A 15,577-nucleotide genomic window follows, 5' to 3' on the forward strand; every position below is an offset into this window, starting at 1 on the left:
AAAAAGCATGGGGCTGGCGATAAAAGCCGCGCTGGGCGCGCTGGTGGTGTTATTGATTGGCGTACTGGCAAAAACCAAAAATTACTACATTGCCGGGCTGATTCCGCTCTTCCCGACGTTTGCGCTCATTGCACACTACATTGTCGCCTCGGAACGCGGCACTGAGGCGCTGCGCACCACCATTGTGTTTGGCATGTGGTCAATCATCCCTTACTTTCTCTACCTGTTGTCCTTGTGGTATTTCACGGGCTTTCTGCGGCTTCCCCTGGCGCTGGGCGGGGCGGTGGTCTGCTGGGGGCTCAGCGCCTGGGTGCTGATTTTCTTCTGGAGCCGCTATCACTAGCGCAGCGGTCGCCCGCCGTCCACGGCAAAGGTTCTGCCGGTGACGTAACAGCTGGTGAGCAGATAATCGATAAGGTCGATCACCTCTTTCTCGCCAGGGGCGATTTTCATCAGGGATTTATTCAGCGCCTGCTGACGATACTCGGCATCATCGCCCTCATTGAATAAAATCATCGCCGGGGCGATGGCGTTCACCTTGACCTCTGGTGCCAGCTTGCGGGCAAATGAACGCGTCATGTTATCCAGTGCGGCTTTACTCGCCGCATAAGCGATGTGTTTGTCGCTCCCGCGCTCCACCACATAATCGGTGAAATGAATAATGTCACCCGCGGCATGGCCGTGGCCGCGCAGCAGATCCAGCAGGGCATGGTTAAGCAAATAGGGGGCATTGACGTGGATCTGCAGCATACAGGCGAGCGTTTCGCTGAGCGACGTACCGGGTTTTTCTGCAAGCCATGCGCTGGCGTTATGGATAATCGCCCGCAGACCGTGGGTCGTTGATTTGACCTTATCCGCAAAGGCAAGTATGCCGTCGTCGGTGGAGAAATCAGCCTGAATACAGGTTGCACCTGCTTTTCGTAGCCCGTCTATCGAGGGGTATTCCGTGCGGTAACTGACAATGACCGGGTGGCGAAGGTTGAGAAAGTGATGGGCGAGGGCGAGGCCGATACGACGGCCTCCACCGGTGATCAGTATTGGGCGATGCTGCGCAGTTCCCATCGTATTCTCCTTTTCAGTTCAACAATGGGAAACGCAGGGTTATCCCATTAACATCCAGGTTGCCGGTACGGCAGCAACCAGTAACAGCCCGATGAGGGCCATTTCACGGCGTTTAAGCGCGTTCTCCAGCTGATGAGTACGGCGGGCATAGATAAACACCAGCAGGCCCGGCGCATACAACACCACCGACAGCAGCAGGTGCATAGGCCCGGAAGCATACAACAACCACAAGCCGTAAATACAGGCGCCGATCCCCACCGCATAGTGCGCCGGGCGGGTGGCGATTTTTAACAGATACGCACCCACTAAGAAATAGGGTACCAGAATCATCTCCGAGGCGATGGTCAGCAGGGTGTTATAGTCCGAACCTGTGAGCCAGATCAGCACCAGGCAGACCTGAACGCTGATATTCGTCAGCCAGAGTGACGCTGACGGCGCACTGTTTTTATTCTGACGGGCAAACAGACGCGGAAACGCTTTGTGCGTGGCAGCCAGGAAAGGCACTTCTGCCGCCATGATGGTCCAGCTCAGATAAGCCCCGCAGACGGAGATAATCAGCCCCGCGGCAATGACCACATCGCCCCAGCTACCGAGCATTTTCACCATCAGACCGGCCATGGATGGGTTACGCATTTCGGCCAGTTCAGGACGAGCCACCACACCCAGCGACAGCAGCGTCACCAGCAGATAGACACCGAGGGCCGCCAGCACCGCCAGCAGCGTGGCGCGTCCGACGTCGCGCTTGTTGCGCGCGCGGGCAGAGACCACCACCGCACCTTCAACACCAATGAAAACCCACAGGGTGATCAGCATGGTGTTTTTCACCTGCTCCCAGACGGGGACGCCCAGCGCAAGGCCAGTGAAATCGAGTTTAAATACATCCAGACGGAATGCCATAAACGCCAGCACAATAAACAGCCCGAGCGGAACCAGTTTGGCCAGCGTCGCCACCAGGTTAATGCTTGCCGCTGTCTGGACGCCGCGCAAAATGAGCCAGTGTACGACCCACAGCAGCACCGACGCCCCGACAATCGACTGCCAGGTGTTGCCGTCACCAAAGAGACGCAGCTCGGGCGTATCGGTAAAGAAACTGAGCGCCGAGAAGACAATAACCAGATAGGAGACGTTAGCGATCACCGCACACAGCCAGTAACCCCACGCGGAACAGAAGCCAATCAGTTCCCCAAAACCGGCCCGCGCGTAGGTGAAAATACCGCCATCGAGATCGGGACGAATACGGGTCAGCAGCAGCATGGCGAAGGCCAGCAGCAAAATGCCAACGCCGGTAATCCCCCAGCCAATCAGCAGTGCGGCAGGGCTTGCGACGGCCGCCATATTCTGCGGTAAACTGAATACCCCCGCACCCAGCATTGAGCTTAAAACGAGTGCAGTTAAAGCACTCAGGCCAAGTTTCTTTTCCATTGGCTTCCTGTTATGAAAGGTCCAAATCCAGAATAATTATTTCGCACAGGCGCATAAAAATGGTGGATCACACTAAGGCGCGGGATTTTACGGAGTGTCACGAACGCATGCAATGATGTGTAGCAGAAATTCAAAAAAAGTAACAAAAAAAGGCGGCATTGAGCCGCCTTTAATGAAGGGTTTTGTTACTTGTACAGATCGGCGCTGATGGTCATGTTGTTACCACGTTCCTGCCACTGGCGGGTGATGTGGTAGTACTTCGCCCCTTTCTTCGCCGCACGCTTCGCGACCTGATAAGAGACTTCCGTACCGTTGCCATAGTTGCCGGTAAACTTGATGCTGTCGAACGGCACCATCTGCGCAGCCGTGGCGTTGTTCAGCTCTTCAACTTTGGTGCCGTCTGGCAGGGTAACGGAGTAACGGCCACCTTTCGTGGATTGCGTCTCAAAGAAACGGCCCACTTCAGCGCTTGGCGCTGCGGAGGTTGCTACGCCTGGAATTTCGACTTTCTTCGCTTCTTCGCCGCCTTTCGCTAACGCCGCGCGACCGGCTTCTGAATCAGCAGGGATGGCATCCGGGCTTTGCAGAACGCGTTTTTTCGCATCTTCTTTATAGATGAATGCGGTAATACGCTGGTTGCCACCCTGGTTAGCATCTACCTGACGCACGATGTAGAACGAGTAAGCCCCTTTCTGTTTCGCGGCTTTGGTGATGGCATCGTTCACTTCTGGCTGGCTGCGGTAGAAGCCCTGAACGGTAACGGTGTCATACGGTTCCAGCTCAATCGCCTGATCTTTAGGCAGTTCAACGACGCCGTTGATCACGCGGTTTTTCGGCGCGTCAGCTTTTGGCGCATTCTCTTTGTACAGCGCAATGGTCACGCGCTGGTTGCCGCTATTGCCTTGATCGGATTGGTCAAGCACGTAAAACGACGCTGCGCCGTTTTTATCAGCGGCTTTTGATGCGGCGGTAACGGCATCGCCAATAGAGTTGTAACGACCCACAATGACCGTATGGTCAAAAGGTTTTAACGCTGCCGCTTGCTCCGGCGTTAACTCTGTCGCGGCATTCGCAGACAGGGCGGTCGCGGAAAGAAGTGCGGACGCCAGGAGTGTGTTCTTAAGCTTCATAAAAATAATCCTTCGCCTTGCGCAAACCATGTACTGGTATTGTTGTTAATTTGAGACGGTCCCGATTATGGCATTTAAAACCTGTTGCTGTCTGCGCCATTTTTCACAGCCTGTGCTCACCGAAGGATCTGATTCGATAACATTTAGTGATATGTTGAAAAAACAGACGTTTGACAAGCAAAAGTGATAAAGCATATGACTTTTACAAGTTAATTTAATGTTAATAAGTTGATCTCATATGGCGCTATATCATGTTTTTACCGCTTCGCTTGCGCGATTTATCGGTTCTGAGGATGAATTTAAGGTAAATATCTCTGTCAGCGAGGCCGATCGCTTATTTTTCACAGATAATGTAAGAAATAGTGTTTTCAGGCGGTAGATCGCAGGCGCTATTTTCAGTAGGTTATAGAAAGTTTGTTACTGTTTTATTTTCCGGGGTTACTCATTTGCCGCCGCTCTAAGGATGGCGAAATTTGATGCAACTGCGGGCATTTATCGATAAACCATCATCAAAAACCGATGGAAGGGAAAACTATGCGTATTGGGGTACCAAAAGAACGGTTTGCCAATGAAACCCGCGTAGCGGCGACACCAAAAACGGTGGAGCAACTGCTTAAACTGGGTTTTACCGTCGCCATTGAAAGCGGCGCGGGCAAACTGGCGAGTTTCGATGACGAGGCCTTTATTCAGGCTGGTGCGGACGTGGTGGACGGTGCTGAAGTCTGGCAATCACCCGTTATTCTGAAGGTGAATGCGCCGCAAGAGAGCGAGATTGAGCTGCTGAACCCGGGCACCACGCTGGTGAGTTTTATCTGGCCTGCCCAAAACCCAGAGCTGATGGAGAAGCTGGCGGCACGTGGCGTGACGGTAATGGCGATGGACTCCGTGCCGCGTATTTCGCGCGCGCAGTCTCTGGATGCCCTGAGTTCAATGGCGAACATCGCCGGTTACCGTGCAATCGTCGAAGCCGCCCACGAATTCGGCCGTTTCTTTACCGGTCAGATCACGGCGGCAGGCAAAGTGCCGCCGGCAAAAGTGATGGTGATTGGTGCCGGTGTGGCAGGCCTGGCGGCTATCGGTGCGGCAAACAGCCTGGGCGCTATCGTCCGCGCGTTTGACACCCGCCCGGAAGTGAAGGAGCAGGTGCAGAGTATGGGCGCCGAGTTCCTTGAGCTGGACTTCAAGGAAGAAGCGGGCAGCGGTGATGGTTATGCGAAGGTCATGTCCGAAGCCTTTATCAAAGCGGAAATGGAACTCTTTGCCGCGCAGGCAAAAGAGGTGGACATTATTGTCACCACCGCGCTGATCCCGGGTAAACCGGCACCGAAGCTGATCACCCGTGAGATGGTGGACGCCATGAAGCCGGGCAGCGTGATTGTCGACCTGGCCGCGCAAAACGGCGGTAACTGTGAATATACCGTGCCGAACCAGGTATCCACGACCGCCAACGGGGTGAAGGTGATTGGTTATACGGATCTGCCGGGCCGTCTGCCCACGCAGTCGTCCCAGCTGTACGGTACTAACCTCGTTAACCTGCTGAAACTGCTCTGCAAAGAGAAAGATGGCAACATCATCGTTGATTTTGACGATGTGGTTGTGCGCGGCGTGACCGTGGTGCGTGAAGGCGAAATCACCTGGCCTGCGCCACCAATTCAGGTTTCCGCCCAGCCTCAGGCTGCACCGAAAGCGGCGCCAGAACCCACAGAGCCTGCTAAACCGGCGTCTCCGTGGCGTAAATATGCGCTCATGGCGCTGGCGATTATTCTGTTTGGCTGGCTGGCCGATGTCGCGCCAAAAGAGTTCCTCGGCCACTTTACCGTCTTCGCTCTCTCCTGCGTGGTGGGTTACTACGTGGTCTGGAATGTCTCCCATGCACTACACACGCCATTGATGTCGGTCACTAACGCCATCTCCGGGATCATCGTGGTCGGGGCGTTACTGCAGATTGGTCACGGCGGCTGGATTAGCTTCCTGAGCTTTATCGCGGTGCTGATCGCCAGTATCAATATTTTCGGTGGTTTCACCGTGACTCAGCGCATGCTGAAAATGTTTCGTAAAGGCTAAGGGGTAGCATATGTCTGGAGGATTAGTGACAGCCGCATACATTGTTGCTGCAATCCTGTTTATTTTCAGTCTGGCGGGACTTTCCAAACACGAAACGTCTCAGCAGGGTAATAACTTTGGTATCGCCGGGATGGCGATTGCGCTGATTGCCACTATTTTCGGACCCGATACCGGCAACGTTGCCTGGATCCTGGTGGCGATGATCATCGGCGGGGCGATCGGTATTCGTCTGGCAAAACGCGTTGAAATGACCGAAATGCCGGAGCTGGTGGCGATCCTGCACAGCTTCGTCGGTCTGGCGGCGGTGCTGGTGGGCTTCAACAGCTATCTGTACCACGAACCGGGCATGGAGCCGATTCTGGTCAACATTCATCTGACCGAAGTATTCCTGGGCATCTTCATCGGTGCAGTAACCTTCACCGGCTCGATTGTGGCGTTCGGTAAGCTGCGCGGTAAGATCTCCTCCAAACCGCTGATGCTGCCAAATCGTCATAAGCTGAATCTGGCGGCGCTGGTGGTCTCCTTTGTGCTGCTGGTGGTCTTTGTGCGTACCGAAAGCGTAGGTCTGCAGGTGCTGGCGTTACTGGTGATGACCATCATTGCGCTGGCGTTCGGTTGGCACCTGGTGGCCTCCATCGGTGGGGCAGATATGCCGGTTGTGGTGTCGATGCTGAACTCCTACTCCGGTTGGGCGGCGGCAGCGGCTGGCTTTATGCTGAGCAACGACCTGTTGATTGTCACCGGTGCGCTGGTGGGCTCTTCCGGTGCGATTCTGTCCTACATCATGTGTAAGGCGATGAACCGCTCATTCATCAGCGTTATCGCCGGTGGTTTTGGCTCTGACGGCTCCTCGACCGGTTCTGACGAAGAAGTGGGCGAGCACCGTGAGATCAGCGCGGAAGATACGGCAGAGATGCTGAAAAACTCGCACTCGGTCATCATCACCCCAGGCTATGGCATGGCGGTGGCGCAGGCGCAGTATCCGGTCGCTGAAATCACCGAGAAGCTGCGCGCGCGCGGCATTAAGGTGCGCTTTGGCATCCACCCGGTAGCGGGGCGTCTGCCAGGCCACATGAACGTGCTGCTGGCAGAAGCGAAAGTGCCTTACGACATCGTGCTGGAGATGGACGAGATCAACGATGATTTCGCCGACACCGACACCGTGCTGGTCATTGGCGCCAACGACACCGTTAACCCGGCGGCGCAGGACGATCCTCGCAGCCCAATCGCCGGGATGCCGGTTCTGGAAGTGTGGAAGGCGCAAAACGTGATTGTCTTCAAACGTTCCATGAACACCGGCTACGCTGGCGTTCAGAACCCGCTGTTCTTCAAAGAGAACACCCACATGCTGTTTGGCGATGCCAAAGCCAGCGTGGATGCAATCCTGAAAGCACTGTAATTCGCGTTCTCCTCAAAAACCGCTCTTCGGGGCGGTTTTCTTATTTCTGCGGTCAGCGTTTCTCCTCTGTCTATACTTTACCCTTTGTGTACTACGAGGAGGTGAAATGCAATTTTTGTCCCGCTTCGACATCCTGGAGCTGATGATGACGCCGACATTCTGGGTAAGCGTCGCCACGGTTATCGTCGTGACGCTGCTGGTCTACTGGCTTCTGACGCGCCTGATCGCATTCGTTAAGAGAGGAATCACAACCTGGGGAGATAAGCACCCAACCACAAACAGGATGCGTTTTATCCTGACCGATATGCTTAACCGCACCAGTCGCTTCCTGCTTTTTGTCGTGGCGCTGCTCATCAGCTTGCGTTTTGTTGACTTACCCGACCGGCTCTTTAGCACCGTAAGCCACGCCTGGTTCCTTGTCTTCGCGATACAGGTGGCGCTCTGGCTGGATCAGGGCGTGGTGTCGTGGCTGCGACACGTCATGCTGGCCCCCGGCAGTCATAAAAATCCGGTTACCCTGGTGATCACCGGTCTTATCCTTCGCGCTATCGTCTGGTCTGTGATGCTGCTGTCGATTCTCGCTAACGCGGGCGTCAACATCACCGCGCTGGTGGCAAGCCTGGGGGTAGGGGGGATTGCTATCGCCCTCGCCGTACAAACCATTCTGAGCGACGTCTTCGCTTCGCTTTCTATCGGCTTTGATAAACCGTTTGAAATTGGTGACTTCGTGGTGTTCAACGACGTGGCGGGAACGGTGGAACACATAGGCTTAAAAACGACCCGTATTCGTAGCCTGAGCGGGGAGCAGATCGTTTGCGGTAACGCCATTTTGCTTCAGCAGACGCTCCACAACTATAAACGTATGCAGACCCGTCGCATCGTCTTCACGTTTGGCGTCGCCAGCGACACGCCACCTGAAAAGCTGCGCTATGTGGGGGATATGGTCAGGCAGATCATCACCGATGTGGGTGAGACAAAGTTCGATCGCGCCCATTTCCTCGGGTTTGACCGTGACCGCCTGACGTTTGAAGTGGTTCATATTGTCAATACGGCGGATTACAACAAATACATGGATATCCAGCAGGAGATTAATATCCGTATTCTCGAAGGGCTGAACGCCCAGGAGATTAAGCTGGCGCTGCCCAGCATGGTGTTGCACGCACCGTGGATGCAGGATCGATCAACTGAAGAGACACAGACAGCGATCGAAAGCTGATAAGAAAAGCCCGCCGGGGAGGCGGGCGAATAGACTGACGTTAATCGTCTTCCGGGTCATCCAGTTCAACCGGTGTCTGGTACTCATCCGGCTTAATGACCAGCAGGTCGCAGCGCAGATGGTCAATCACCTGTTCCGCGGTATTGCCCAGGAACGCGGCAGAAATACCGGTCCGTCCAATGGTGCCCAGCACCACAATCCCTGCCTGCAGATGTTCGGCTAAATCCGGGATCACCTCTTCAGGCAACCCTTTCTCGACATGCGTCATGTTCTCATCAATGCTGAACTTCTGGCGCAACGCTTTCATGGCCAGCAGGTGCTGTCCGCGGATCGCGTCGTTATATACGCTCGGATCAAATTCAGGCAGTTCGATGGCGATATTGATAGGGGTAACCGGGTAAGCGCCGACCAGATGCACTTCGGTGTGGTTAACCTGCTCGGCAAGCAGCAGCGTCTCTTTGACCAGCTTTTCGTTCAGCGAATTGTGATAATCCTCTTCGCTTGCCAGGTTTACTGCCACGACGGCTTTGCCGCCTTCAGGCCACGGCTGATCTTTCACCATCCAGACCGGGCACGGGCATTTACGCAGTAAGTGCCAGTCTGTCGGCGTGAAGATCACGGATTCCAGCTTGTCGTGCTGGTGCGCCATTTTCAGCAGCAGATCGTGCCCACCGGCGACCACCTCCTGGATAATCGCTTCAAAGGGGCGGTTATGCCAGACCACTTTAATATCGATAGGCACACCCGCTTCCAGGTAGTACTTCGCCTGTTCGCGGATCCACGCGGTACGTTGGCTGATCACTCCCTGACGCATAGCAGTACGCTCGTCAGGCGACAGAAGGGTGGTCATCTCATACGAGAAGTCATAGATCGGCAAAAACGCTTTGATTTTGCCACCAATCCGTTGATGTAAATACACAGCACGTCGTAATGCCGGCTGATCGTCCTGATTAGGATCGATAGCTACCAGCATGTTTTGATACTTTGCCATACAGGTCTCCTTACTACTGTCACCACAGTCTGTAATTAAAAGAGTAACCTATATATCCTGAATGAAACAGAGGTAAGGTTTTGCCAGATCAATAATTCATGAAAATATCTCAGAAGAATAGCACCGTCGTTGTCACCGCGATAAACGCAATCAACAACAGCACCATCACCACGATGGCAAACGTGGTGGAGTCCTGAACGTAGGTTTTTTCCTCTCCCTTCATTGGGCCAACAAGCATGATCCAGATGAAGAGGAAGGTCACGGAGGCAATAACAACTGAAACGAAAAATAAACTTTCTCTCAATTTAACCTCAACGAGAACCTTTCAGGAGCGGGGGATGTCTGTCGCAGGGGCGGGAAGTGGTGTGCTTACCTGCCAGACCAATAAATCATAAAAATTTATCGGCCTGGCATCAATCATTCGTGGGGTTTATGCCACGTTGCGGGCGTGGCCGGCAAGAACAGCCAGCGCTTCACCGTTTTCGATGGTGATGTATTTACCTTTAACAGCCAGCATGCCGCTTTTCTGGAAACGGCCCAGCAGACGGCTGATGGTTTCCACGGTCAGGCCCAGGTAGTTACCAATATCGCCACGGGTCATGGTGAGACGGAACTCACGTGGAGAGAAACCACGTTCGGCGAAACGGCGGGAGAGGTTATAGATAAATGCAGCCAGGCGCTCTTCCGCATTCTTTTTGGACAGTAGCAGGATCATGTCCTGATCGCCTTTGATCTCACCGCTCATCAGACGCATCATCTGCTGACGCAGGTTTGGCATTTTGCCTGACAGATCGTCCAGCGTTTCAAACGGGATTTCGCAGACCATTGAGGTTTCCAGCGCCTGCGCAAAGCTCGGGTGATGGCCAGTACCGATGGCGTCAAAGCCGACCAGATCGCCTGCCAGATGGAAGCCGGTGATCTGCTCATCACCCTGTTCGGTGATGGTATAGCTTTTGATGGTGCCAGAACGGATAGCATAGAGCGATTTCAGTTCGTCTCCCGCTTTAAACAGCGTCTGCCCTTTCTGAATAGGCTTTTTGCGCTCGATGATGTTATCAAGCTGGTCAAGCTCATGCTCATTCAGGGTAAACGGGATACAGAGCTGGCTGATGCTGCAATCCTGGCAATGGATAGCACAACCGCCAGACTGAATGCGTCGTATAATTCGCTTTTCTGGGATCATAGGTTTGCTCAAGCCTTAATTGATATTGGTCAATTTTAACATCTTTTTGGTAAGTACGTAAGCCTGGCAAACCATCAATAAGGACAAGAGACGGCCACGTGTTGCCATCTTCTTGAAATTCCACAGCTTGATTATGGATTTTTAGCCTAACCGGTAGAAAATTAAGCACAAAAAGCCTGGGAACTACAGCAAAAGATACCCTTCGTGACGCAGTAACCACTCCTTGCGCTGCACGCCGCCGGCATAGCCGGTCATGGTGCCGTTGCGGCCGATCACACGATGGCAGGGCACCACGATACTCACGGGGTTAGAACCGTTCGCGGCACCCACCGCCCGCGCCGCGCCCGCGCGGCCTAACTGTTCTGCGAGCTGGCCGTAGTGCATAACCTGACCACACGGAATATCGCGTAGCGCCTGCCAGACTTCACGCTGGAATGGCGTACCGGCCGTGGCGGTTGGCAGGTCATTGATGATGCTGAGATCGCCCTCGAAGTACGCCGCCAGCTTGTCGCTCAGCCCACCTGGATTGGTGGCACTGATACGCTCAAAACCCTGGGCGCGGTAATGGATGTTGAGCAGCTCTTCCATGCGATCGCTGTGCTCTTCCCATTCCACGGCACGCAGATGGAACTGCTCGTCGGCGATAACCCACAGCGGCCCAAGCGGCGTTGCAATTTTATCTTCGAGTAATCTCAGCATCCTCTTTCCTTTAATTCAGCCTCGGGTAGATACCCGGTCCTATCGGCAGGCCGACAAGATACCATGCCACCAGCATCACCAGCCATACCCCTAAAAAGATAAGCGGATAGGGTAAAACCAGCGAATAGTAGGTACCCAGCTTCGCCTCCGGTTTATAGCGCTGCAGGAAGCCCAAAAACAGCGGTACGAATGGCGAAACCGGCGCCAGCGGGATCACCGAGGAGTCGGCGATACGGAACAGGATCTGCGCAAAGGCCGGATGGAAGCCCAGCATCATAAACATCGGCACGAAAATGGGGGCCAGAATCGACCAGATGGCGGATCCGCTGGCGATAAACATGCACAGCAGTGACGACAGCAGCGCCAGACCCACAAACGCCGGGACGCCGCTTAACCCGGCGGCTTCCAGCGCATCGGTCAGGCCAACGGCCATAAATTTGCCCATGTTGCTCCAGTTAAACATGGCGACGAACTGGGCCAGCGGGAAGACCATCACGATAAAGCCCGCCATCTCCTTCATCGGCTCAATCATCAGCTGCGGCAGATCGGCCTGGCGGCGGATTTTGCCAGTGGCGATGCCATACGCGAGCGACACGACAAAGAAAAACAGAATGATCAGCGGCACAATGCCCTGAATAAACGGCGAGGGCAGGACGGTATGTTTCACCGGGTCGCGCAGGATACCGTTCTCCGGCACTACCATCAGCGCCACCATCGCGATAAATACCAGCGAGACTATCCCGGCGACGCGCAGGCCAAAGCGTTGCTCTTTGCTCAGCGTTTCCAGCTTTTCGTCACTACGGCCTTCCCATTTCCCTAACCGCGGCTCGATGATCTTATCGGTAATCAGCCCGCCAACAAGCGTCAGGACGATGACCGAACTGGCCATAAAGTACCAGTTGTCGATCACGCTGACGTGCATGGCCGCATCGATTGTTTTCGCCGCCTCGGTGCTAATCCCCGAAAGCAGGACATCGGTGGTGACGATCAGCAGATTGGCAGTGAAACCGCATCCCACACCGGCAATTGCCGACAACAGACCCGCCACGGGGTGACGCCCGACGGCAAGGAAGATCAGCGCCCCCATCGGCGGCATGATTACCAGCGCGGCATCAGAAGAGATGTGGCTGAAAAACGCAATAAACAGCACCATATAGCTGGCGTAGCGTGCGCTGACGTGAGAAGCCATTTTCACCATCAGCGCGGGGAGCAGGCCAACGCGCTCAGCCAGTCCGGCCCCCAGCACCAGCGCCAGAATGGCGCCCAGCGGCGCAAAACCGCTGAAGTTTTTAATCACATTCGGTAAAAACCAGTGCAACCCTTCAATGCTCAGCAGGTTCTTTACGCTTACCATGCTGCCATCGGCCGGGCTGCGCACGCTCACCCCTAAGGCAGACAGCACGGCTGTCGCCACCATCAAAACCACGATTAACCAGATAAAAAGCAGGAAAGGGTGTGGCACTTTATTGCCGATCCTTTCAACCCAGCCATAGAGCTTACCGGATGGGGAATGCGAAGGTATGGATGACATACTCATGGGCGTTCCTCGGGACTGTTGTGTTGTTGTGTTGTGTTGTGTTTTTTATTTTAAAGGTGACGGTGTCACGCCCGCAGGGATCGGACACACGTACGGTTTTTCTTGTGTTTGTTGTTCGAACTCTTCACGACATTTTTTCAGCAGGTCTGCGTCCTGCAGCAGATGTAGCGCGGTGGCACCCATCACTTTCCCGGCCAGCAGCATGCCTTTATGGGCAATGGATGTTCGCCCCTGAGCCACCAGTTGCCAGGTGTGCAGCGGCGTGCCGACGGTAAAGCAGGGGCTGAAACACTGGGCGACGGGCATTTTCCAGCTAACGTCACCCACGTCCGTGGAGCCTGCCAGCACGTTATCGGTGATGGCGTAAGGCGCGACCTCGTCCACCAGCAGGGTCTCCTGGTGGCGGCGGGCAAAGGCTTTACCTTCGTTCCCCCCGGTTGCAGCAATGTTTCTGAGGCTGTTTTGCAGATCGTTTGCCGTCAGGGTGGCACGGATCTCCCGGGCAAAGGCGCGTTCTTCCTCCGTCCAGGCTGGCGTGCCGTAATGTTGCAGGGCGCGATACATCGCCGCTTCGAGCGTGCGGTTTGGCAGGTAGCTGGAGCAGGCTTTATCAAAGCGACACTCGACGGTGGTTTCGGTCATCAACGCCGCACCCTGCGCGATCTTCTCAATGCGCGCATAGATTTGCTGCGCGTCGGCCATTTCCGGGGCGCGGATCAGGTACAGCACTTCGGCCTGCGCCTGCACCACGTTGGGGGAGATGCCGCCGGTATCGGTTATGGCGTAATGGACGCGTGCTTTCTCGATGATATGTTCGTTGAGGAAGTTGGTGCCGGTGGTCATCAGCGTCACCGCATCCAGCGCGCTGCGCCCCAGATGCGGCGAGTTTGCCGCATGCGCCGCCACGCCCTTAAAGCGCCAGGCGGCCTGGATATTGGCCAGCGTACTGACGTTAAACATGCCGGCAAACGCTTCCGGGTGCCAGGTGACCGCGGCGTCAACGTCGTCAAACAAGCCCTCACGGACCATAAACGTTTTACCGGAACCGCCTTCTTCGCCGGGACAACCGTAAAAACGCACGGTTCCATTCCCACCGTGCTGCTCCAGCCAGCTTTTCACCGCAACGGCACCTGCAAACGCCGCGGTGCCGAGCAGGTTATGCCCGCAGCCGTGGCCGTTAGCACCGGGCGTGGTGGCGTATGCCGTCGCGCAGTGTGCCTGCTGGCTTAATCCGGCCAGCGCGTCATATTCGCCGAGCAGGGCAATCACCGGTTTACCGCTACCGAAGCTGGCGATAAAGGCATTCGGAATGCCGCCAGCCTCACGGGTCAGGGTGAAGCCTTCCGCTTCCAGCGCGCTGGCCAGCCGCTCTGCGGACCAGAACTCTTCAAAGCGGGTTTCCGGGTGATCCCAGATTTCGTCGGCAATGTCGGTGAACGTCTGACATCGCGTGTCGATTGCATCGGCAATAAAAGCGTAGTTCTCCTGCATTACACACCTCGCGTCCAGGGGAAATTCAGCGCAGTGCGCGCCAGCGTTTCGATAGCGACGGTCATGACGCGCTCATCAAAGTCGAATTTTTCATTGTGATGTCCGGCGCTCAAATCGGTGCCAAACACCATATAGGAGGCCATGCCGCCGTTTTCTTGCACCCGGGCCATCATCAGCGTGGCGTCTTCGGAACCGGCCGGGGCTTTAACCTTATCAATGGCCTGTTCCACACCGGGCACCTGGCTTGCCTGCTGGCGCAGATAATCCACCCAGGCAGGTGTCGGAGCGCTGGCGGTGGCAGCCCCCATCAGGCGCATCTCAGCCGTCACGCCGTACAGCGCGGCGGCACCGGTAATGACGGATTGCGCACGTTCGAACACATACTGATTGATCGCCTCGCTCTCGCCGCGGGTTTCGACCTTAAGCAGGGCATGGGCGGGTACCACGTTGCGTCCGCTGCCGGCCTGCATCACTCCCACATTCACCCGGGAAGCCCCTTCGCTGTGTGGCGCAATGCTGTGCAGCGCGAGCGCGGCCTGGGCGGCGGCGAGCAGGGCGTTACGGCCTTCTTCCGGTTTACCGCCTGCGTGTGCGGCAACGCCGGTAAACGTCGCGTCAAACTTGGTTGTCGCCATAAAGTTATCGCTGCCGCAGATCACCGTCCCGGCAGGCACCCCGGTACCAATGTGAATGGCGGTGAAATAGTCCACCCCGTCCAGTGCCCCGGCGGCCACCATGGCGCGTGCGCCGCGAGTGCCTTCTTCGGCAGGCTGGAAGATCAGCCTGATGGTGCCGTTCAGCTGCGCTTTGTTGTGCATGAGCACGTGCGCCAGCCCAAGGCCAATCGTGGTATGGCCGTCGTGCGCGCAGGCGTGCATCATGCCCGGATTGCAGGAGGCAAAGCCGTCGCGGAACGGGCGGTGGCTGTCGTCGAGCGCTTCGCTCAGGTCGAGAGCGTCCATGTCCACGCGAAACGCCAGCGTCGGGCCGGGACGGCCGGTGTTAAGCGTGGCAACCAGGCCGGTGAAGCCGCCTTCAAACGGCGCGAGCCATTTTTCGGGCGCGCCCTGCGCACGGGCGCGGGCAAATTCTCGCGTCAGGGTTGCGTTATCCGGCAACCCCATACGGCTTTCGGCATCCACCACGTCGCGGCCCATCGCCAGGTCATAACCCAGGCTATCCAGGATCTCCGCGACCTTCGCGGCAGTCCGAAATTCCACCCAGCCGGATTCGGCAAAATGGTGAAAATCGCGACGCCATGCGCTCAGTTGCGGGGCTAAGGTTTGGATGTACTGTGCCAGTGAGTCCATATCTGTTCCTGTCATCATTAAAATATGTGAACTGCTTCACGCTGTGATAGTTTTTACTTATCACTAACCGATT

General features: G+C 55.8%; 14 protein-coding genes. 4 read left to right on the plus strand and 10 right to left on the minus strand.

Annotation, left to right across the window (positions count from 1 at the left end; translation table 11 throughout):
• Positions 1–7 precede the first annotated feature (7 nt).
• Positions 8–343 (plus strand): GlpM family protein, encoded by a 336-nt coding sequence (locus EQV24_RS01090; RefSeq protein WP_013096873.1) that lies wholly within the window; start codon positions 8–10, stop codon positions 341–343.
• Here the strand turns inward: EQV24_RS01090 and folM are convergent.
• From folM to ydgH, 3 genes are all read right to left on the minus strand, one after another.
• A complete protein-coding gene (folM, locus tag EQV24_RS01095) occupies positions 340–1,062 on the minus strand; it encodes a dihydromonapterin reductase (protein WP_029882786.1) in 723 nt (240 codons plus the stop codon). The two genes, EQV24_RS01090 and folM, sit on opposite strands and share 4 nt — an antisense overlap.
• Positions 1,063–1,101: 39 nt before the next feature.
• Positions 1,102–2,484, minus strand: coding sequence for an amino acid permease (locus tag EQV24_RS01100; protein ID WP_013096871.1), 1,383 nt, complete (start codon positions 2,482–2,484; stop codon positions 1,102–1,104).
• Between the two features lie 185 nt (positions 2,485–2,669).
• The gene (ydgH, locus tag EQV24_RS01105; RefSeq protein ID WP_013096870.1) at positions 2,670–3,614 is read right to left on the minus strand and encodes a DUF1471 family protein YdgH; all 945 of its coding nucleotides are present in this window, start codon (positions 3,612–3,614) and stop codon (positions 2,670–2,672) included.
• Positions 3,615–4,148: 534 nt separating this feature from the next.
• On the opposite strand from ydgH, the gene pntA reads away from it, so the two are divergent.
• The 3 genes from pntA to EQV24_RS01125 all read left to right on the plus strand — a co-directional run bounded on the left by pntA (position 4,149) and on the right by EQV24_RS01125 (position 8,293).
• Positions 4,149–5,678: a Re/Si-specific NAD(P)(+) transhydrogenase subunit alpha gene (pntA, locus tag EQV24_RS01115; RefSeq protein WP_058680630.1), complete on the plus strand. Its 1,530-nt coding sequence runs from the start codon at positions 4,149–4,151 to the stop codon at positions 5,676–5,678.
• Between the two features lie 10 nt (positions 5,679–5,688).
• Complete coding sequence (gene pntB, locus EQV24_RS01120; protein WP_013096868.1) at positions 5,689–7,077, plus strand: Re/Si-specific NAD(P)(+) transhydrogenase subunit beta; 1,389 nt, start codon at positions 5,689–5,691, stop codon at positions 7,075–7,077.
• A 106-nt stretch (positions 7,078–7,183) separates the two neighbouring features.
• Positions 7,184–8,293, plus strand: coding sequence for a mechanosensitive ion channel family protein (locus EQV24_RS01125; RefSeq protein WP_013096867.1), 1,110 nt, complete (start codon positions 7,184–7,186; stop codon positions 8,291–8,293).
• Between the two features lie 40 nt (positions 8,294–8,333).
• Here the strand turns inward: EQV24_RS01125 and uspE are convergent, their stop codons facing one another.
• The 7 genes from uspE to EQV24_RS01160 form a co-directional block, all read right to left on the minus strand.
• Positions 8,334–9,284, minus strand: coding sequence for a universal stress protein UspE (gene uspE / locus EQV24_RS01130; RefSeq protein ID WP_013096866.1), 951 nt, complete (start codon positions 9,282–9,284; stop codon positions 8,334–8,336).
• Between the two features lie 109 nt (positions 9,285–9,393).
• On the minus strand, positions 9,394–9,588 hold the full coding sequence (locus EQV24_RS01135) for a hypothetical protein (RefSeq protein WP_013096865.1): 195 nt from the start codon (positions 9,586–9,588) through the stop codon (positions 9,394–9,396).
• A gap of 126 nt (positions 9,589–9,714) precedes the next feature.
• A complete protein-coding gene (gene fnr / locus EQV24_RS01140; RefSeq protein ID WP_006174991.1) occupies positions 9,715–10,467 on the minus strand; it encodes a fumarate/nitrate reduction transcriptional regulator Fnr in 753 nt (250 codons plus the stop codon).
• Between the two features lie 183 nt (positions 10,468–10,650).
• Complete coding sequence (ogt, locus tag EQV24_RS01145; RefSeq protein WP_013096864.1) at positions 10,651–11,166, minus strand: methylated-DNA--[protein]-cysteine S-methyltransferase; 516 nt, start codon at positions 11,164–11,166, stop codon at positions 10,651–10,653.
• Between the two features lie 10 nt (positions 11,167–11,176).
• Positions 11,177–12,703, minus strand: coding sequence for a p-aminobenzoyl-glutamate transporter (gene abgT / locus EQV24_RS01150; protein WP_020688271.1), 1,527 nt, complete (start codon positions 12,701–12,703; stop codon positions 11,177–11,179).
• A 45-nt stretch (positions 12,704–12,748) separates the two neighbouring features.
• Positions 12,749–14,194 (minus strand): M20 family metallopeptidase, encoded by a 1,446-nt coding sequence (locus EQV24_RS01155; protein ID WP_130626035.1) that lies wholly within the window; start codon positions 14,192–14,194, stop codon positions 12,749–12,751.
• Positions 14,194–15,504: a M20 family metallo-hydrolase gene (locus EQV24_RS01160; protein ID WP_013096861.1), complete on the minus strand. Its 1,311-nt coding sequence runs from the start codon at positions 15,502–15,504 to the stop codon at positions 14,194–14,196. Before EQV24_RS01160 ends, EQV24_RS01155 begins: the two co-directional genes overlap by 1 nt.
• Between the last annotated feature and the right edge of the window lie 73 nt (positions 15,505–15,577).

This window comes from Enterobacter sp. A8 (assembly GCF_004296595.1).
Lineage (GTDB): Bacteria > Pseudomonadota > Gammaproteobacteria > Enterobacterales > Enterobacteriaceae > Enterobacter > Enterobacter cloacae.

Bases quoted from the DNA above. Each gene is read 5' to 3' on its own strand.
- EQV24_RS01090 (WP_013096873.1), top strand. From the start codon at position 8: ATGGGGCTGGCGATAAAAGCCGCGCTGGGCGCGCTGGTGGTGTTATTG.
- folM (WP_029882786.1), bottom strand. From the start codon at position 1,062: ATGGGAACTGCGCAGCATCGCCCAATACTGATCACCGGTGGAGGCCGT.
- EQV24_RS01100 (WP_013096871.1), bottom strand. From the start codon at position 2,484: ATGGAAAAGAAACTTGGCCTGAGTGCTTTAACTGCACTCGTTTTAAGC.
- ydgH (WP_013096870.1), bottom strand. From the start codon at position 3,614: ATGAAGCTTAAGAACACACTCCTGGCGTCCGCACTTCTTTCCGCGACC.
- pntA (WP_058680630.1), top strand. From the start codon at position 4,149: ATGCGTATTGGGGTACCAAAAGAACGGTTTGCCAATGAAACCCGCGTA.
- pntB (WP_013096868.1), top strand. From the start codon at position 5,689: ATGTCTGGAGGATTAGTGACAGCCGCATACATTGTTGCTGCAATCCTG.
- EQV24_RS01125 (WP_013096867.1), top strand. From the start codon at position 7,184: ATGCAATTTTTGTCCCGCTTCGACATCCTGGAGCTGATGATGACGCCG.
- uspE (WP_013096866.1), bottom strand. From the start codon at position 9,284: ATGGCAAAGTATCAAAACATGCTGGTAGCTATCGATCCTAATCAGGAC.
- fnr (WP_006174991.1), bottom strand. From the start codon at position 10,467: ATGATCCCAGAAAAGCGAATTATACGACGCATTCAGTCTGGCGGTTGT.
- ogt (WP_013096864.1), bottom strand. From the start codon at position 11,166: ATGCTGAGATTACTCGAAGATAAAATTGCAACGCCGCTTGGGCCGCTG.
- abgT (WP_020688271.1), bottom strand. From the start codon at position 12,703: ATGAGTATGTCATCCATACCTTCGCATTCCCCATCCGGTAAGCTCTAT.
- EQV24_RS01155 (WP_130626035.1), bottom strand. From the start codon at position 14,194: ATGCAGGAGAACTACGCTTTTATTGCCGATGCAATCGACACGCGATGT.
- EQV24_RS01160 (WP_013096861.1), bottom strand. From the start codon at position 15,504: ATGGACTCACTGGCACAGTACATCCAAACCTTAGCCCCGCAACTGAGC.